This is a genomic window from Nocardioides pelophilus (assembly GCF_014180685.1).
GTDB lineage: Bacteria > Actinomycetota > Actinomycetes > Propionibacteriales > Nocardioidaceae > Nocardioides > Nocardioides pelophilus.
In genome coordinates, this window is sequence record NZ_JACEHF010000083.1 from 1 (window position 1) to 17,861 (window position 17,861).

At 72.8% G+C, this 17,861-nt stretch carries 17 protein-coding genes and 2 pseudogenes; 14 read left to right on the forward strand and 5 right to left on the reverse strand.

The window, feature by feature from the left end; all coding sequences use genetic code 11:
* From H0488_RS13840 to H0488_RS13875, 8 genes and pseudogenes are all read left to right on the forward strand, one after another.
* Window positions 1-679: pseudogene (locus tag H0488_RS13840) on the forward strand (DNA-directed RNA polymerase subunit beta'); the annotation flags it as partial.
* Between the two features lie 193 nt (window positions 680-872).
* Window positions 873-1,208, forward strand: coding sequence for a hypothetical protein (locus tag H0488_RS13845; protein ID WP_183099854.1), 336 nt, complete (start codon window positions 873-875; stop codon window positions 1,206-1,208).
* A 49-nt stretch (window positions 1,209-1,257) separates the two neighbouring features.
* Window positions 1,258-2,547, forward strand: a complete 1,290-nt coding sequence (locus H0488_RS13850) for a geranylgeranyl reductase family protein (RefSeq protein WP_183099855.1) — start codon at window positions 1,258-1,260, stop codon at window positions 2,545-2,547.
* A 44-nt stretch (window positions 2,548-2,591) separates the two neighbouring features.
* Window positions 2,592-3,467 (forward strand): NUDIX domain-containing protein, encoded by an 876-nt coding sequence (locus tag H0488_RS13855; RefSeq protein WP_183099856.1) that lies wholly within the window; start codon window positions 2,592-2,594, stop codon window positions 3,465-3,467.
* A 183-nt stretch (window positions 3,468-3,650) separates the two neighbouring features.
* Window positions 3,651-4,916, forward strand: coding sequence for a hydroxyacid-oxoacid transhydrogenase (locus H0488_RS13860; protein ID WP_183099857.1), 1,266 nt, complete (start codon window positions 3,651-3,653; stop codon window positions 4,914-4,916).
* A 71-nt stretch (window positions 4,917-4,987) separates the two neighbouring features.
* Window positions 4,988-7,864 carry an FAD-binding and (Fe-S)-binding domain-containing protein gene (locus tag H0488_RS13865; protein ID WP_183099858.1) on the forward strand — a complete coding sequence of 959 codons (2,877 nt, stop codon included), beginning with the start codon at window positions 4,988-4,990 and terminating at the stop codon, window positions 7,862-7,864.
* 105 nt (window positions 7,865-7,969) lie between these two features.
* Window positions 7,970-9,211 carry a class I SAM-dependent methyltransferase gene (locus H0488_RS13870; RefSeq protein WP_183099859.1) on the forward strand — a complete coding sequence of 414 codons (1,242 nt, stop codon included), beginning with the start codon at window positions 7,970-7,972 and terminating at the stop codon, window positions 9,209-9,211.
* On the forward strand, window positions 9,208-10,206 hold the full coding sequence (locus H0488_RS13875; RefSeq protein ID WP_183099860.1) for a YjiK family protein: 999 nt from the start codon (window positions 9,208-9,210) through the stop codon (window positions 10,204-10,206). Before H0488_RS13870 ends, H0488_RS13875 begins: the two co-directional genes overlap by 4 nt.
* 3 nt (window positions 10,207-10,209) lie before the next feature.
* Here the strand turns inward: H0488_RS13875 and H0488_RS13880 are convergent, their stop codons facing one another.
* Window positions 10,210-10,449: a hypothetical protein gene (locus H0488_RS13880; RefSeq protein WP_183099861.1), complete on the reverse strand. Its 240-nt coding sequence runs from the start codon at window positions 10,447-10,449 to the stop codon at window positions 10,210-10,212.
* Window positions 10,450-10,514: 65 nt separating this feature from the next.
* On the opposite strand from H0488_RS13880, the gene H0488_RS13885 reads away from it, so the two are divergent.
* The 4 genes from H0488_RS13885 (at window position 10,515) to H0488_RS13900 (ending at window position 12,848) form a co-directional block, all read left to right on the forward strand.
* Window positions 10,515-10,733, forward strand: a complete 219-nt coding sequence (locus H0488_RS13885) for a hypothetical protein (protein WP_183099862.1) — start codon at window positions 10,515-10,517, stop codon at window positions 10,731-10,733.
* A gap of 213 nt (window positions 10,734-10,946) precedes the next feature.
* On the forward strand, window positions 10,947-11,261 hold the full coding sequence (locus tag H0488_RS13890) for a DUF1905 domain-containing protein (RefSeq protein ID WP_183099863.1): 315 nt from the start codon (window positions 10,947-10,949) through the stop codon (window positions 11,259-11,261).
* A gap of 28 nt (window positions 11,262-11,289) precedes the next feature.
* A complete protein-coding gene (locus H0488_RS13895; protein WP_183099864.1) occupies window positions 11,290-12,300 on the forward strand; it encodes a DNA topoisomerase IB in 1,011 nt (336 codons plus the stop codon).
* Window positions 12,301-12,314: 14 nt separating this feature from the next.
* Entirely contained in the window at window positions 12,315-12,848 is a 534-nt protein-coding gene (locus tag H0488_RS13900; protein ID WP_183099865.1) for an O-acetyl-ADP-ribose deacetylase, read from the forward strand.
* On the opposite strand, the gene serC is transcribed toward H0488_RS13900, so the two are convergent.
* Window positions 12,827-13,960, reverse strand: coding sequence for a phosphoserine transaminase (gene serC, locus H0488_RS13905; RefSeq protein ID WP_183099866.1), 1,134 nt, complete (start codon window positions 13,958-13,960; stop codon window positions 12,827-12,829). The genes H0488_RS13900 and serC overlap by 22 nt on opposite strands.
* 96 nt (window positions 13,961-14,056) lie before the next feature.
* Here serC and H0488_RS13910 point away from each other — a divergent pair, with 96 nt between their 5' ends.
* On the forward strand, window positions 14,057-14,536 hold the full coding sequence (locus H0488_RS13910) for a GNAT family N-acetyltransferase (protein WP_220794576.1): 480 nt from the start codon (window positions 14,057-14,059) through the stop codon (window positions 14,534-14,536).
* Between the two features lie 12 nt (window positions 14,537-14,548).
* Here H0488_RS13910 and H0488_RS13915 read toward each other — a convergent pair whose 3' ends face one another.
* On the reverse strand, window positions 14,549-15,202 hold the full coding sequence (locus H0488_RS13915; protein ID WP_183099867.1) for a DUF2238 domain-containing protein: 654 nt from the start codon (window positions 15,200-15,202) through the stop codon (window positions 14,549-14,551).
* A 22-nt stretch (window positions 15,203-15,224) separates the two neighbouring features.
* Complete coding sequence (locus H0488_RS13920; RefSeq protein WP_183099868.1) at window positions 15,225-16,328, reverse strand: citrate synthase 2; 1,104 nt, start codon at window positions 16,326-16,328, stop codon at window positions 15,225-15,227.
* Between the two features lie 108 nt (window positions 16,329-16,436).
* On the opposite strand from H0488_RS13920, the gene pdxH reads away from it, so the two are divergent.
* Entirely contained in the window at window positions 16,437-17,102 is a 666-nt protein-coding gene (gene pdxH, locus H0488_RS13925; RefSeq protein WP_183099869.1) for a pyridoxamine 5'-phosphate oxidase, read from the forward strand.
* Window positions 17,103-17,117: 15 nt separating this feature from the next.
* Here the strand turns inward: pdxH and H0488_RS13930 are convergent.
* Window positions 17,118-17,861: pseudogene (locus H0488_RS13930) on the reverse strand (hypothetical protein); the annotation flags it as partial.

The following is a 17,861-nucleotide window of genomic DNA, read 5'->3' on the forward strand; positions in this document are numbered from 1 at the left end:
CGTCTCCCGCCGCTCGCGGCTGCTGGTCGCCGACGGCGACCACGTCGAGGTCGGTCAGATGCTCACCCAGGGCACCCCGGACCCGAAGGAGGTGCTGCGGATCCTCGGTGTCCGGCGGACCCAGCAGCACCTCGTCGACGAGGTCCAGGAGGTCTACCGCAGCCAGGGTGTGTCGATCCACGACAAGCACATCGAGATCATCGTGCGGCAGATGCTGCGCCGGGTCACGGTGCTCGAGTCGGGTGACACGGCCCTGCTGCCGTCCGACCTGGTCGACCGCGGTCGCTTCGAGGAGGAGAACCGGCGGGTCGTCTCCGAGGGCGGCAAGCCGGCCTCGGGTCGTCCGGAGCTCATGGGCATCACCAAGGCCTCGCTCGCGACCGAGTCGTGGCTCTCGGCGGCCTCCTTCCAGGAGACCACCCGGGTGCTCACCGACGCCGCGATCAACGCTCGTTCCGACTCGCTGCGCGGGCTGAAGGAGAACGTGATCATCGGCAAGCTGATCCCCGCCGGCACCGGCCTGGAGCGCTACCGCGCCATCCGGGTCGAGCCGACCGAGGAGGCGCGCCAGGCGGCCTACGCCGTCACCGGCTACGAGTCCTACGACTACGAGTTCGGTGCCACCGGCGGCCAGGCCGTCGCACTGGACGACTTCGACTTCGGCTCGTACCAGAACTAGGCCGTCACCCGGCTGGGCTCGCGAAGGCGAGGATCAGGCGGGACGGTTGAGTAGCAGAAGGCACCCCCGAGCTTGCTCGGGGGTGCCTTCCGCATTTCGAGACCCGGTGACGCGTCCACCCCCGACCGTCACCCCGGTTACCTGCGCCGGATCGGGTACTGCTCAAGGGATGCACCCGACGAGAGGGCACGACATGTCGAGCAATGGCTCCGACAACGGTCAGGACATCGAGCTGCGGGACGAGGTGCCGCTCGAGGATGCCCTCGAGCAGAGCCAGGACGCCGGCCCCGACGAGGAGGAGAACCAGCGCTACGACGAGGGGGACTTCCCCGACGACGCGGTCGGTCTCGACGGCACGCCGGTGGACCAGATCCTGCAGGAGCGGGAGGAGCGACTCGACCCGGAGAACCGCCCCGAGAACTCTGAGGTCTCGAACGCGGGCCGGGAGTTCGACATGGAGAAGGGGATGTTCACCGACGAGCCGGGCTACGACGAGGCCGAGAAGAAGTGGGACACCGGCGCGGTCTGACCGGGGGACCGGGTCGCTGCGCAGGGTCCGAGGCTGAGAGAATGGCGGGGTGACCACCCCGCAACGCACCGATGTGCTCGTCGTGGGCGCGGGGCCGGCGGGCTCCGCCGCCGCGGCGTGGGCGGCGCGTCTGGGTGCGGACGTCGTACTGACGGACGCGGCGGTGTTCCCGCGCGACAAGACGTGCGGTGACGGGCTCACGCCGCGAGCCATCGGCGAGCTCGGGCGGCTCGGACTGACCGACTGGGTCCGGGCGCACACGGTCAACCAGGGCCTGCGGGCGCACGGCTTCGGCCAGACGCTGCACCTGCCGTGGCCCGGTGGCACCCTGCCCGACTGGGGCAGCGCGATCGCGCGCACCGAGCTCGACGACTACCTGCGGACCACGGCGATCAAGGCCGGCGCCACCGGGATCGACGGTGCGCGGGCGGTCGACGTCCGGATGGACGGCGGCCGGGTGGCCGCGGTGGTCTTCGCGCGCGGCGGGTCCGGAGGCTCGCAAGCGCGCACCTCGACCACCAGGACTTCCGACGTCTTCGAGATCGAGTGCGGGCGACTGGTGGTGGCCGACGGGGTGCGCTCCCCGCTCGGCAAGATCCTCGGCCGGGAGTGGCACCGCGACACCGTCTACGGCGTCGCCGGCCGGTGCTACGTGTCGTCGACGATGGCGGACGACCCGTGGATCAGCTCGCACCTCGAGCTGCGCGGTCAGCAGGGCGAGATCCTCTCGGGCTACGGCTGGCTGTTCCCGCTCGGCTCGGCCGCCGGCGGGATGAACCTCGGCGTCGGGACGCTGGCCACCGCCAAGCGGCCCGCCGACGTCGCGATCAGGCCGCTGATGAGCTTCTACGCCGAGCAGCGGCGCGAGGAGTTCGGCCTCGGCGACGACCTGCGGATGCCGACCTCGGCCCTGCTGCCGATGGGCGGCGCCGTGTCGAACGTCGCCGGACCCAACTGGGCGCTGATCGGCGATGCCGCGGCGTGCGTGAACCCGCTCAACGGCGAGGGCATCGACTACGGCCTCGAGACCGGGCGGATGGTCGCCGAGCTGATGACCGAGCAGCCCCGGAGCGACCTCGGGATCGTGTGGCCGGCGATGCTCCGCGAGCACTACGGCGAGTCGTTCTCCATCGCCCGTCGCCTCGCCGGTCTCGTCACCGTGCCCCGGCTGCTGCCGACGCTGGGCCCGGTCGGCATGCGCTCCGACCTGCTGATGACACTGGCGCTGCGCTGGATGGGCAACCTGGTCACCGACGAGGACCGCGACCGGTCCGCCCGGGTGTGGCGCTGGGCCGGCCGGCGGTCGCTGGCCAGGGACGCTCGACCTCCGTTCTCCTGACGTCGACGGACGCTCCTCTAGGCTGGCGCCGCAAGGAGGGCAGCATGGGGCAGCGGGTTCAGCGGTTGGCGGCGTACGCCGTCATCGTGCGCGGCGACCGCATCCTCCTCAGCCGGCTCTCGGAGCGGGTCACCAAGAACGAGCTCTGGACGCTGCCCGGCGGCGGGGTCGACCACGGCGAGGACCCGCGCACGGCCGTCGTTCGCGAGGTCTACGAAGAGACCGGGTTGCGCGCCGAGATCGGCCCCACCGCCCGCGTGTTCTCGATGCACGTCGAGGACACCTGGCGTCGGGGGCGCCGGGTGGACGCGCACTCCGTGCGCATCGTGTACGACGGATGGGTGGCCGCCGACGCCCCCGAGCCCCAGGTGATGGAGGTCGACGGGTCGACGTCCGACGCCGCCTGGCAGCCGATCGCGGCGGTGCTCGACGGGTCGCTGCCGACCGTCGGGCTCGTGACCGAGGCGCTCGCCGAGCACCAGGCCCATCAGCGCCAGCGGGTGGCCGCCTACGCCTACGTCGAGCGCGCCGGTGCGCTGCTCCTGACCCGGAACTCGCTGCGCGGACCGCACCCCGGTGTCTGGACCCTGCCCGGTGGCGGGGTCGACCACGGCGAGTCCCCGCGCGACACCGTGGTGCGCGAGCTGCACGAGGAGTGCGGCCTCGAAGGCGTGGTCGGCGAGCTGCTGACCGTCGACGACCACCACTTCACCGGCACCGCGCCGAGCGGACGGAGCGAGGACTTCCACGCGATCCGGATCGTCTACCGCGCGACGGTCCCGGAGGACGTCGAGCCGCGGGTGGTCGAGGTCGACGGCACGACGGATGCGGTCGCGTGGGTGCCGCTCGCGGACGTCGCCGCCGACGAGACGCGGTTCAGCAGTCTGGTGCGGGCCGCGGTCGCTGCTGCTGGCGACTGACGCCTTGGTTTCGAGGCTCGCTTCGCTCGCACCTCAACCAGCGGCGGCGGCGAGGGGCGGTGCGTGGCGCCTTGGTTTCGAGGCTCGCTTCGCTCGCACCTCAACCAGCGGCGGCGGGGGCTTCGCTCGCATCTCAACCAGCGGCGGGGGGCCGCGACCAGCGGCGTCGTCTAGGTTGGGCGGGTGAGTGAGACCGTCTTCACCTATGCCGCGCCGGCGCTGAAGTTCGGACGCGGGGCGTCCCGTGAGCTCGGCTACGACCTCTCGTCCTGGGGGGCCCGCCGCGTCCTGCTCGTCACGGACCCGGGTGTCGCTGCGGTCGGGCACCCGGACGCGGTGGCAGTGGGACTCTCGCAGTACGGCGTCGCCGTCACGACGTACGACCAGGCTCGGGTCGAGCCGACGGATGCGTCGCTGACCCACGCCGTGGAGTTCGCGCGGGCCGAGGGGCCGTTCGACGCGGTGGTCGCTGTCGGCGGGGGATCGGCGATCGACACCGCGAAGGCGGTCGCGCTGCTGGTGACGAACCCCGGCGACCTGATGGACTACATCAACGCGCCCGTCGGCAAGGCGCGCGCTCCGCAGCACCCGCTGCTGCCGCTGGTCGCCGTGCCGACGACCACCGGCACGGGGAGCGAGAGCACCACGATCTGCGTCCTCGACGTGCTGGCGCTGAAGGTCAAGACCGGCATCAGTCACCCGATGCTCCGCCCGCGCCTGGCGGTCGTCGATCCCGACCTCAGCGCCACCCAGCCGCCCGGCGTCGCCGCGGCCGCGGGGATGGACATCCTGTGCCACGCCCTCGAGAGCTACACCGCGCGCTGGTACGCCGACTTCGACGCCAAGACCCCGGAGCAGCGGGTGCCCTACTGCGGCGCCAACCCGATCGCCGACCTCTGGTCCGAGCGGGCGCTCGGCCTGCTGGCCGGCTCGTTCCGCGCGGCCGTCCGGCCGGGCGGGATGGCGCCCGACGTCGCCGAGCAGATGGCGATGGCGGCGACGTTCGCCGGACTCGGCTTCGGCAACGCAGGGGTGCACATCCCGCACGCCAACGCCTACCCGATCGCGGGCCGGGTCCGCGACTTCCGGCCGGCCGACTACCCCGCGGACGAGCCGATCGTGCCGCACGGCATGGCGGTGGCGCTGACCGCGCCGGAGGCGTTCCGGTTCACCTTCGACGCCGCGCCCGACCGCCACCTCCGGGCGGCCCGGCTGCTGGATCCCGCGGCGGAGGGGACCGGACCCGACGTACTGCCGCGCACGCTGGCGGCGTTGATGCGCGACATCGGCATCCCCAACGGGCTGGGCGAGGTCGGCTACGGCGAGAGCGACGTCGACGACCTGGTCGCCGGCGCCATCCAGCAGCAGCGGCTGCTGGCCACGGCCCCCAAGCCGGTCACCGAGGACGACCTCGCCGTGATCATCCGGTCCTCCCTGCAGCACTGGTGACCGACGCGTCGCGCGGTCCGCGGAGCACGTCCGAGGACGTCGCCGGTCAGAGCGCCCACTAGATTGACCGGGTGAGTGTCGTCGGTGAGCTGGTGGCCGAGCTGGCCCGTCGTGGCGTCGACGCCGACGACTCGGCCCTGACCCGCGCCCTCTACTCCTCCGACGCGTCGCTCTACCGGGTGCTGCCCGCCGCCGTCGCGCGGCCCCGGCACCGCGACGAGCTGGAGGCGGTGCTCGAGGTCGCCGCGGCGCTGGGGTCGTCGGTGACCATGCGCGGAGCCGGTACGTCGATCGCGGGCAACGCCGTGGGCGAGGGCATCGTGGTCGACACCCGCCGGCTGGACCGGGTGCTGGCGATCGACCCCGAGGCCCGCAGGGCACGGGTCGAGCCCGGCATCGTGCACGCCGTGCTGCAGCGCGCCGCGGCGCCGTACGACCTCCGGTACGGCCCGGACCCGTCGACGCACACCCGCTGCACCATCGGCGGCATGGTCGGCAACAACGCCTGCGGGTCGCGGGCGCTGGGCTACGGACGGACGGCCGACACCATCGTCGACGCCGACGTGCTGTGGGGCGATCGGTCCGCCGCGCCGGGCGAGGTGGAGGCGCGGCTGGCGGCCGTGGTGGCCGCCGAGCTGGGTCACGTGCGGACGTCGTTCGGGCGGTTCTCGCGCCAGGTGTCGGGCTACTCGCTGGGGCACCTGCNGCGATTCTCGCGCCAGGTGTCGGGCTACTCGCTGGAGCACCTGCTGCCCGAGCGGCTGTCGGTGCCGCGGTTCCTCGCCGGCTCGGAGGGCACGCTGGGGTTGGTGCGCGAGCTGACGGTGTCGCTGGTGCCCGAGGAGGAGCGGGACCTGCTCGTGCTCGGCTATCCGTCGATGGTCGAGGCGGCGGACGCGGTGCCGGCGCTGCTCGGGTGGTTTCGAGGCTCGGCCGCGGGCGGCCTCGCACCTCAACCACCGGGCGCACCTCAACCACCGGCGCGGATGGTGGCGTGCGAGGGGCTGGACGCGCGGATCGTCGACCTGGTGCGGGCACGGGGCGGTGCGGTGCCCGAGCTGCCGCGGGGGAGCGGCTGGCTCTTCGTGGAGGTGGCCGGACCCGAGCGGGCGAGCGCCCTGCCGGCGCTGGTGGCCGTGGCCGGCGCACTGGAGTCGCGGACGGTCGGGTCGGCCGCGGAGGCCGCCGCGCTGTGGCGGATCCGGGAGGACGGCGCGGGCCTGGCCGCCCGCAGCCTGACCCGGCCGGCGTACTCCGGCTGGGAGGACGCCGCCGTCCCGCCCGAGCGCCTCGGGGCCTGGCTGCGGGACTTCGACGCGCTGCTCCGGGAGCACAACCTCGACGGCGTGCCGTACGGCCACTTCGGGGACGGCTGCGTGCACGTGCGGATCGACTTCGACTTCTCCGGCGGACCGAGTGCGTTCCGCGAGTTCCTGGTCGCGTGCGCCGAGAGGCTGCGCGAGCACGGGGGCTCGCTGTCGGGAGAGCACGGCGACGGCCGAGCCCGGTCCGAGCTGCTGCCGATGATGTACGACGACACCTCGCTCGCGCTCTTCGCCGCGGTCAAGCACGCGTGCGACCCGGCCGGGCTGCTCAACCCCGGCGTGCTCGTCGACCCGCAGCCGCTCGACGCCGACCTGCGGCCGGTGCGGCCGGTGGCGCAGGTCGTCTCGACCCTGGCGTTCGCCCACGACGGTGGCTCGCTCGGCGCGGCCGCCCATCGCTGCACGGGCGTGGGCAAGTGCGTCGCGCCGTCGCCGGCAGGGGTCATGTGCCCGTCGTACGTCGCCACCGGAGACGAGAAGGACTCCACCCGCGGCCGGGCGCGGGTGCTCCAGGAGGCGGTGACCGGCGGGCTGCCCGGGGGGCTCGCCGATCCGGCGGTCCACGAGGCGCTCGACCTGTGCCTGTCGTGCAAGGGCTGCTCGTCGGACTGCCCGACCGGCGTCGACATGGCGTCGTACAAGTCCGAGGTGCTGCACCGGACCTACGCCGGCAAGCGCCGGCCGCGTTCCCACTACCTGCTCGGCCGGCTGCCGCGGTGGGCGCGGCTGGGCGCGCCGGTCGCGCGGCTCAACAACGCCGCGCTGCGGGTCGGACCGTTCGCGTCGCTGGCGAAGGCGATGGCGGGGGTCGACTCCCGCCGGTCGTTGCCGACGTTCGCGTCGCCGACCTTGCGGAAGGCTGTCCGGCAAGGGTCTCGTGACGGGCGCCGGGCGAGCTCCTCGACCGACGAGGGAGTCGACGTGTGGGTGTGGGCGGACTCGTTCACCGACCACTTCCGCACCGCCCCGGGACTGGCAGCGATCGCCTTCCTCGAGGCCGCCGGCCTGCGGGTGCGGGTGATCGAGGAGCAGGCGTGCTGCGCGCTCCCGTGGATCACCACCGGTCAGCTCGATGCTGCGCAGAGGATCGTCGGGCGGGCGGTGGCCGCGCTGGCGCCGTACGTCGACTCCGGCGTGCCCGTCGTCGCCTTCGAGCCGTCGTGCCTGGCGGCGCTCCGCTCCGATGCAGCCGAGCTCGTGAGCGACCCGGCCGCGGCCCGGGTCGGCGCGGGCGTGCTCACCTTCGCCGAGCTGGTCGCCCGGCTCGACCTGCCGCTCCCCGACCTCGGCGGGGTCACGGTGGTGGCGCAGCCGCACTGCCACCACTCGTCGGTGCTCGGCTGGGCCACCGACCGCGCGCTGCTCGAGCGAGCGGGCGCGACCGTGACCGTGGTCGCCGGCTGTTGCGGGCTGGCCGGGAACTGGGGCGTCGAGAAGGGTCATTACGAGACGTCCGTCGCCATTGCCGAGTCCCACCTGCTGCCCGCGGTGCGGGCGGGGCTGGAGGCGGACCCGGACACGGTGGTGCTCGCCGACGGCATGTCGTGCGCCCTCCAGCTCGACGACCTCGGGGGCGTGCAGGCGCTGCACCTCGCCGAGCTCCTGGCCCGACCCGGCCGCTAGATTGGCGGGGTGAACCCACGCCATCGTCGACTCGTCATCCCGCTGGCGCTGGGGGCCCTGCTGGTGATCGTGGTCGTCGCGGCCATCCTCAAGTGAGGACCTGAGATGGGTTCGTCCACCGAGTCGCTGGCGGAGGGTCTCGCCCGGGTCCGCGCGCAGCTGTTGGACCCGGACGCACTCGTGCGCGGGCTGGCCTCCGGGCGGCAGAGGGGGCAGCAGGAGCCGCAGTGGCGGCGCGCGGAGCTGAGGTGGGTCGACCTGAAGGCGGGGCGGCACCTGCAGGTGACGGCGTACGACGCCACCCAGGCGCACACCGCCAACCATGCGGTCGGTGAGGATGCCGGGGCTGCGGTCGACGCGCTGCTCGCCGAGCCGTTCGGCAACTGGCACGTCGAGACGACGACGCAGGTGCACCAGCTGCGGGTGACCAAGAAGCGCGACGCGATCACCCACACCTCCGACCGGGCCGAGGTGGTGGCTGCGGAGCGCGCCCACGACCGGGAGAAGGAGCGGCTCCTCCCCGGCGACGACCCTGTGCTCGCGGCGCTCGGGCTGGCCGACGCGCAGGGACGGATCAAGCCGAGCCGGCAGGCGAAGTACCGGCAGGTCGAGGAGTTCGTGCGGATCCTCGACGCCTCCATCTCCGACGCGCTCGGCAACCAGCTGCGCACGCCGACCGCCGACGACCCGCTGCGGATCGTCGACCTCGGCTGCGGCAACGGCTACCTGACCTTCGCCGCCCACCGGTACCTGACCGAGCAGCGGGGGCTTCCGGTGCGCCTGATCGGCATCGACGTGAAGGAGCAGTCGGCCGAGCACAACCGCGCACTCGCGGCTGAGCTGGGGATCGTGGCCGACTTCGTGGTCGGCACGATCGACGGCGCGACCCTTCCCGAGCGCGACCAGCGCCCCGACGTCGTGCTCGCGCTCCACGCCTGCGACACGGCGACCGACGAGGCGCTGGCCCGCGCCGTCGGCTGGCAGGCCCCGTTGGTGCTGGCCGCACCGTGCTGCCACCACGATCTCGCGGCTCAGCTGCGCAAGGCGCCGACCCCGGTGCCGTACTCCTCCCTGACCCGGCACGGCATCCTCCGTGAGCGCTTCGCCGACACCCTCACCGACGCGCTGCGCGAGATGCTGCTGCGGCTGCAGGGCTACCGGGTCGACGTCATGCAGTTCGTGGAGAGTCAGCACACGCCGCGCAACACGCTGCTGCGGGCCGTGCGGACGGGCGCGGCTCCGGACCGCGCGCTCCTGGAGGAGTACGACGACCTCGTCGCCAGCTGGGCGGTCACGCCGCGGCTCGCGGTGCTGCTCGGCCGGGCCGACCCACCGAGCGCGGGGTGAGTCGGTTGGAGAAGCTGCTCGCGGCACTGGCGGTGCTGCCGTTCGGGCTCGGGTTCAGCGTCGGCGGGGCGACGCCGGCGCCGGTCGACAACGAGGTGGTCTTCGCCTTCGCCGACCCCGCGATCATCGAGTCCAGCGGCCTGGCGGTGCGGGACGGGCTGTTCGCGACCGTCAACGACTCCGGGGACAGCGGTCGGGTCTTCACCGTCGATCCGGCCGACGGCAGCACGGTCGCGGTCACCGCATGGGAGGGCGAGCCCGACGACGTCGAGGCGATCGCGCCACTGCCCGACGGCGACCTGCTGGTCGGCGACATCGGCGACAACTATGCGGACCGCGACTCCGTCGAGCTGCTGCGGGTGCCGTTCGGGACGGACGGCGCCGTCGACCCGGCCACCTACGAGCTGAGGTATCCCGACGGTGCCCATGACGCCGAGACGCTGCTGGTGCACCCCGACACCGGCCAGGTGATGGTGGTCGCCAAGGAGTTCATCGGGCGCCTCTACGCCGCGCCGGTCGAGCTCGACCAGGACGGCACCAACGAGCTGGAGCTGCTCGGAGAGGTGCTGCCGATCGCGACCGACGGCGCCTTCTTCCCCGACGGGTCGCACTTCGTGCTCCGCGGCTACAGCACGGCCACGTTCTACGCATGGCCGTCGCTGGACGAGGTCGGCGAGGTCGACCTGCCCTACCAGGAGCAGGGCGAGGGGATCGCGGTCGGCCAGGACGGCCAGGTCTACGTCAGCTCGGAGGGCGAGAACAGCGAGGTGCTGCGGATCGGGCTGCCGAGGTCGCTCCGCGCCGAGCTGGACGGCACGGCGGACGATCCCGATCGCAACGGCGACCGTGGCCGGTACCGGGACGACGGCGGGACCAGGACCGACGACGACGAGCCGGCGCAGGACGTCACCCGCCCGTTCTGGCCGTGGGCGCTCGGCGGCGTCGTCGGTGCGCTGATCCTGGTCGTGCTGCTCCGCGCGCTGCGTCCCCGCTGACGGTCACCCGGCCACCACGAGCAGGGCGAGCCGCTGCGCCTCGATCTCCTCGGCGGCGGCGGGCACGCCGAGGTGTCGGACCGCGCTGCGCGCCATCCCGAGCCAGGCGTTGCGTTGGTCGCCGATGGCGTCGCGGATGTCGTCCTCGGTCGAGCGAGCACGTTCGACGAGCGCGAGCCACAGCCGCGCGTTGGCGCGCTCGTCCTCGTCGCGGGGGAGCTGGGTGGCAAGGAGGCCGACCACGTCGTCGACCGGCTGCCCGTCGGCCGGAACGGGTAGGTCGCTCGGTTGAACCTCTGGGTGCACTCGTGGATCACGCAGCGCAGGAGGAAGTCCTTGTCGCGGTACTGCTGGCGCCGCGAGCTGCAGGCGAGCTCGGCTCGGGCCGCCACGGCGCGCACGGTGACCGCTTCGATCCCTCCGTCGCGGACGAGGTCGCGAACCGCGTGGTAGACCTGCTGACCACGCGCGTGGGGGTCGATCCGCCGGGGCATGGCGCCGAGCGTGCCACCGGCACCGGCTGGTGACGAGGGGCCTGACAGCAGTCCACAGGCCGTGGGCGTGCCACGCGTGCGCCATCAAGGGATCCGGTCCGCCCGTCCTTGGTGGCACGCGTGGCGCACCAACCCCGGTCACCGGAGCGCGTTGGTGGCGCGCGCGTACCAGCAACGCGGGTGGACCGACCCCGGGGTCGTGGCGCACGCGTGCCACGACGAAGGGTGTCGGTGTCGCCTGCGACGATGAGCAACGTGACGACGTACGACTTCGCAGCGCCGCTGTGGCGCTGGGAGGCGAAGGACGAGGCGAAGTCGGGTGCCTGGTTCTTCGTCAGCCTGCCCTTCGACGTCGCCGACGAGATCGAGGCGGCCGCCGGTCCCGGCAAGGGCTTCGGCAGTGTGCGGGTCGAGGTCACCGTGGGCGGTACGACCTGGCGCACGTCGGTCTTCCCCAGCGGGGAGCGGCGCACCTACGTGCTCCCGGTCAAGAAGGCGGTACGGGTCGCGGAGCGGCTCGACGAGGGCACAGAGGCGACGGTCCGCCTTTCGATCGTCTGAGACGCGCGCGACGGGTTACCTTCAGGCCGTGCTGCTGCGGCGAACCTCACCCGACCAACCGGGCTGGACCCGGCGCCGGGCTGGGAAGGGCTTCGTCTACCTCGACCAGTACGGCGACCGGCTGGCGCCCGAGGACGCCGATCGCTGCCGGGCGCTGGTGATCCCGCCGGCGTGGGAGGACGTGTGGATCTGTCCCTACCCGCGCGGGCACCTGCAAGCGGTCGGCACGGACGAGGCCGGCCGGCGCCAGTACATCTACCACCCCGACTGGGTGCTGCAGCGCTCCGCGGAGAAGTACGACCGGGTGCTGAAGTTCGGCCGTCGTCTGCCGCGGGTCCGTGAGCGGGTGCTCACCGACCTGTCGCTGGAGGACCTCTGTGCAGAAGCGGGGTGCGCGCTCGCCGTACGCCTGCTCGACCTGGGCTACTTCCGGATCGGCAACGACGTGTACGCCGAGACCAACGGATCCTTCGGGCTCACCACCCTGGAGCGCCGGCACGTGCGCCGCGAGCGCGGGGTGCTGGTCTTCGACTTCGTCGGCAAGTCCGGTGTCGAGCACCGGATCGAGGTCGCCGACCCGGTCGTCATGGAGCTGCTGGAGCGGATGCGGCGCCGGCGTTCCTCGACCGACCCGGGCCTGTTGGCGTTCCGCGACGGTCGGCGGTGGCGCTCGCTGACGCCGGACCTGGTGAACGAGTACCTGCGCGAGGCGAGCGGACTGGAGAGCACGGCCAAGGACTTCCGCACCTGGCACGCCACCGTGCTGGCCGCCGCGGCGCTCGCCGAGGCGCCGGGGCCCGAGGCGACCAAGACCGCTCGGAAGCGTGCCATCGCAGGCACCATGCGCGAGGTCGCCGACTACCTCGGCAACACCCCGACCCTGGCCCGATCGGCCTACGTCGACCCGCGGGTCGTCGACGCCTACGAGGAGGGCCGGACGATCCGATCGGCCACCCGCCGCTCGTACGACGACCCCGACCAGCGGCAGGCCGCGCTCGAGCGGGCCGTGCTGCGCCTGCTCGCGACGAAGGGCCGATGAGGGAGGCTGGCCCCATGGACATCGAGGTCGTCGAGGGCGACATCACCCAGCAGGACGTCGACGCGGTCGTCAACGCCGCCAACCGGGCGATGCGCGGCGGCGGGGGAGTCGACGGTGCGATCCACCGCGCGGGCGGGCCGGCGATCCTGGAGGACTGCGAACGCCGCTTCCCGCACGGTCTGGCAACCGGCGATGCGGGCTGGACGACCGCGGGAGAGATGAGCGCCCGGTGGGTGATCCACGTCGTCGGGCCCAACTACAACCGCGGCGAGAGGGACCGGTCGCTGCTGACGTCGTGCTACCGCCGGGCGCTCGAGGTCGCCGACGAGCTCGGCGCCCGCACCATCGCCTTCCCGCTCGTCAGTGCCGGCGTCTACGGCTGGCCGCTCGAGGATGCCATCGACGCCGCGGTGGAAACGCTCCGGGCCACCCCCACCCAGGTGGAGATGGCCCGGNGGGCCACCCCCACCCAGGTGGAGATGGCCCGGCTCGTGGCGTTCAGCAGGTCGACCTACGACGCCGTGGGTCAGAGGCTCTCGACGACGTAGTCGATGCACTTCGTGAGCGCCTCGACGTCGGCGGGGTCGACCGCGGGGTACATCGCGATCCGCAGCTGGTTGCGGCCGAGCTTGCGGTAGGGCTCGGTGTCGACGATGCCGTTGGCGCGCAGCACCTTGGCGACCTCGGCGGCGTCGATCGCGTCGTCGAAGTCGATCGTGCCGATGACCAGCGAGCGGTGGCTCGGGTCGACGACGTACGGCGTCGTGTACGACGTGCGCTCGGCCCAGCCGTAGAGGTTGTTCGAGGACTCGGTCGTGCGCTCGACCATGCCCTTGAGGCCGCCCAGGCTGTTCATCCAGTCCAGCTGCTCGGCCATCAGGAACAAGGTGGCGACCGAGGGGGTGTTGTAGGTCTGGTTCTTCGCCGAGTTGTCGATCGCGGTCGGCAGGTCGAAGAACGCCGGGATGTGCCGGTCGCTCGCCCCGATCCGCGCGGCCCGCTCGAGAGCGGCCGGCGACATCAGCGCGATCCAGAGACCGCCGTCGGAGGCGAAGCACTTCTGCGGGGCGAAGTAGTAGGTGTCGACCTGGGTGAGGTCGACCGGGAGGCCGCCGGCGCCCGAGGTGGCGTCGATGAGGACGAGCGAGCCGTCGTCGGCGCCCTCGGGCCGCACGACAGGAGCCATGACCGCGGTCGAGGTCTCGTTGTGCGCCCAGGCGTAGACGTCGACCCCGGCCTCGGCGACGGCGTCGGGGCGGGTGCCGGGGTCGGACTTGATGACCGACGGCGCGTCGAGCCACGGCGCCTGCTCGGCGGCCTTGGCGAACTTCGAGGAGAACTCCCCGAAGCTGAGGTGCTGGCTCTTCTTCTCGATGAGACCGAAGGTCGCGATGTCCCAGAAAGCGGTGGCGCCCCCGTTGCCGAGCACGACCTCGTAGCCCTCGGGGAGGTCGAACAGCGCGGCGAGGCCCTCGCGCACCCGGCCGACCGTGTTCTTCACGGGAGCCTGCCGGTGGGAGGTGCCCATCAGGCCGGCGCCGGTCGCGGCGAGCGCGTCGAGGTGGCTGGTCTGGATCTTCGACGGGCCGGCACCGAAGCGGCCGTCGGCGGGCTTGAGGTCTGCGGGGATCTGCGGTACCTGATTCTGGGCGGTCGTCACGGTTCAACCTTCTCATCGGGGAACGAGTGCTGACGACGCTGTCAGAGGTGACCAGTGTGACAGCCGGGTGACAGCGGTGATAAATCGATATCCGTGATGGACAGCGTGATCGACCTCCGCGTGGTGACCTACCGCCACCCGGACGCCGCCGCGCTGGTCGCGCGCGTGCAGGAGGAGTACGTCGAGCGGTACGGCTCCCCGGACGAGACCCCCGTCGATCCCGGCATGTTCGACCCGCCCGAGGGCCTCTTCCTCGTCGCGTACGTCGACGGGGTCCCGGTCGGCACCGGCGCCTGGCGACGGTCCCCCGTGCGCGCCCTCGGGGGCTCTCTCGGAGCCGAGATCAAGCGGATGTACGTCGTACCCGAGCAGCGCGGGACCGGTCTCGCCCGCCGGATCCTCGCCGAGCTGGAGGAGACCGCGGTGGCCGCCGGCCACGACCTGCTCGTGCTCGAGACCGGCCTCATGCAGCCGGAGGCGATCGGCCTCTACGAGTCGTCCGGTTACGTCCGGATCGACGGGTTCGGCCACTACCGCAGCAGCGACCTCAACCGCTGCTTCGGCAAGCGGCTCTAGGGCACCCGTGCCTCACGCCCAGGTCGCCGGGCGGTCGCTCGCTCGCTCGAGCTGGGGTGCGGCGGCGGTCAGCTGGCCACGCTGCCAGAGGGCGTGGATCGCGACCGCGACGACGACCGAGCCGAGCGTGCCGAGGGCGAGGTCGCCGAGGGTGTCGGTGTAGGCGAAGGTCCGCTCGGTGCCGCCCCGGATGAAGGCGACGTACTCCGCCAGCTCCCAGGTGATCGCCGCTGTCGCGCCGAAGGCGAGCGCGCGCTCGACCACCCGCAGGAGCGACGTCGAGCGGTGCAGGGTGAGCAGGATGACCGCACCCGCGAGCAGCCCGGTGTTGGCGAAGTGCATCCAGTCGTCGAACCACACGATCGTGTCGTAGAGGTCCATCCGGTTGCCGAGGATGTCGGAGAAGCACGTGAGGGTGACCAGCAGGTCCGCCAGCCAGGGGAACGACGCGCGTTCCTTCCACCACAGCAGCCAGATGGCCGGCACCGTGAAGGCCAGCAGGGGATAGGCGACGGCGCGCGCGCCGGCCGCCTTGTCCCGGAGGTTGGCCAGGTCGGGGTCGAGCACGACGGCGACCAGCATCCACACCAGGACGACCTTCGCGGTCACGTCGGCGGCGCGGACCACCTGGGGCGCGGGGTAGCGCGCGACGACTGCCTCCGTCATCGCGCCCTCTCTCCGGTCGTCCTCATCCGAGCCAGTCGGGGTTCCAGCCGTCGACCTCGTCGGCCTTGCGTGCGCTCGGTCCGGTGTAGATGGCCGACGGGCGGATCAGACGGCCGGTGAGCTTCTGCTCGAGGATGTGCGCCGACCAGCCACCGGTGCGGGCACAGGTGAACATCGAGGTGAACATGTGCGCCGGCACGTCGGCGAAGTCCAGGACGATCGCGGCCCAGAACTCCACGTTGGTCTCGAGCACCCGGTCGGGACGGCGCTCGCGGAGCTCCTGCAACGCTGCCTTCTCGAGCGCCTCGGCGACCTCGTAACGAGGAGCGCCGAGCTCCTTCGCCGTACGCCGCAGCACGCGGGCGCGCGGGTCCTCGGCCCGGTAGACGCGGTGGCCGAAGCCCATCAGCCGCTCGCCGGAGTCGAGCAGGTTCTTGACGTAGGCCCGGGCGTCGCCGGACCGCTCGACGTCCTCGATCATGCCGAGCACGCGGGACGGAGCCCCGCCGTGCAGCGGGCCGCTCATCGCGCCGATCGCGCCGGAGAGAGCGGCCGCGACGTCGGCGCCGGTGGAGGTGATCACCCGGGCGGTGAAGGTCGACGCGTTCATGCCGTGCTCGGCGGCCGACGACCAGTAGGCGTCGATCGCGTGGGCGTGCTTCGGGTCGGCCTCGCCGCGCCAGCGGATGAGGAACTTCTCGGCCAGCGTCTTGCCCTCGTCGACGAGGCGCTGCGGGACGACCGGCTCGTGGAGGTCGCGAGCGGACTGGCCGGCGTAGGCGAGCACCATCACGGCTGCGCGGGCGAGGTCCTCGCGGACCTTCTCGGGCTCGGAGTCGTAGGTGTAGCGGATGCCGAAGGCCGGAGCGAGCATCGCGATCGCGGCCTGCAGGTCGACCCGCACGTCGCCGGTGTGTACGGGGAGCGAGAACGGCTCGGCCGGGGGCAGCCCGGGCGTGTAGCTGCCGTCGATGAGCAGGCCCCAGACGTTCTCGAACGGGACCCGGCCCACCAGGTCCTCGATGTCGACGCCGCGGTAGCGGAGCGCCGAACCTTCCTTGTCGGGCTCGGCGATCTGCGTCTCGAACGCGACGACGCCTTCCAGTCCGTGGTGTACCTCAGGCATCACGCAGTCTCCTTCGACCTGATGAAAGTCAGTGCCGCCGGCGGCGGTGGGGGTGGGCCGCGTCGACGGGGAACACGGGCATTCTGCCGCACGCACTAGGTTCGGCCTATGCCTGGTGACCATCACGCGTCCGACGAGCCCGATCTGGCCGTGCTGCGCAAGGAGTACGGCGAGGTGGGGCTGGCCGAGTCCGCTGCCGACTCCGACCCGCTGGCGATGTTCCGGCGCTGGTTCTCCGACGCCCAAGCCGCCCACCTGCACGAGCCGAACGCGATGGTCGTGGCGACCGTCTCCCCGGACGGCCAGCCGTCCGCCCGCATCGTGCTGCTCAAGGGGCTGACCGAGGACGGGTTCGCCTTCTACACCAACACGGCGTCCCGCAAGGGCGCCGATCTCGCTCACGAACCCCGCTGCGCCCTGCTCTTCCCGTGGCACCCGCTCGAGCGGCAGGTGCGGATCGAGGGGGTCGCGTCGCGGCTCGGCGACGCCGAGGTGGCGTCGTACTTCTCGGCGCGGCCGCGCAACAGCCGGCTCGGCGCGCACGCGTCAGCGCAGTCGCAGGTCGTCGCCGGCCGCGCGGAGCTCGACGCCCGGTTCGCGGAGGTCGCGACGCGCTACGCCGACGGTGAGGTGCCCGTGCCCCCCGACTGGGGCGGCTACCGGGTGCGGCCGGAGACGTTCGAGTTCTGGCAGGGGCGGCCGGGGCGGATGCACGACCGGCTGCGGTACCGCCGCAGCGACGGCGACTGGGTGATGGAGCGGCTCGCGCCCTGACCGACGTCGCGGTCCTCAGATGGCGCGGGAGCTGTTGCGGCGCGACCTCGTCGAGTCCGGGCACAGGTAGCGGATCGGCACCGAGGCCCGCACCCCGGTCGGGCTGACCACGGCGACGACCCGCCCGACCAGACGGTCGGTGCCGGTCAGGGTGAGGTCCAGGTCCGCGCGCAGCGTGTTGCGGCCGTCGTCCACGGAGAACGACTCCGGGTCGGCCGTGATCCCGGCCGGCAGCCGCCACCGCACCTCGACCTCGCCCGCGCCGCCGTCGGTCACGATCGTCGCCGCGAAGTGGAGCGACGCCTGGGGGCAGAACGCCTGGGGCGGGGTCGCCGACAGCGAGACCCGGCGCACCTGGAGCGGCGCCGCGGTCGCGTCGCCCGCCGACACGCTGGGAGCGAAGAGCATGGTCGCGCCGACCGCACCCCCCGTGAAGACGGTCATCAGGCCCAGCAGGATCACGAACGGTCCGAGGACCCGTCGGAACAGGCTGCGCCGGGGGCGCGGCGGCACGATCCGCACGACGACGTTGGGAGCGGGTGCGGGTGCGGCCAGGACGGGTGCGGGGTCCGGCGCGGGAGCGGGTGCGGGAGGCTGCGCCGGAGCCCGGACAGGAGCCTCCGCCTCCGGTGCCCACCGTTCGGACTCGGGCCGCTCGACCGGCTCCTCCGTCTCGACCGTCTCGACCGTCTCGACCGCCACCGGTGGCTCCGGTGGCTCGGGGGGCGCCGGCGGCTGCTCCGGTTCCACCGGTTCCGG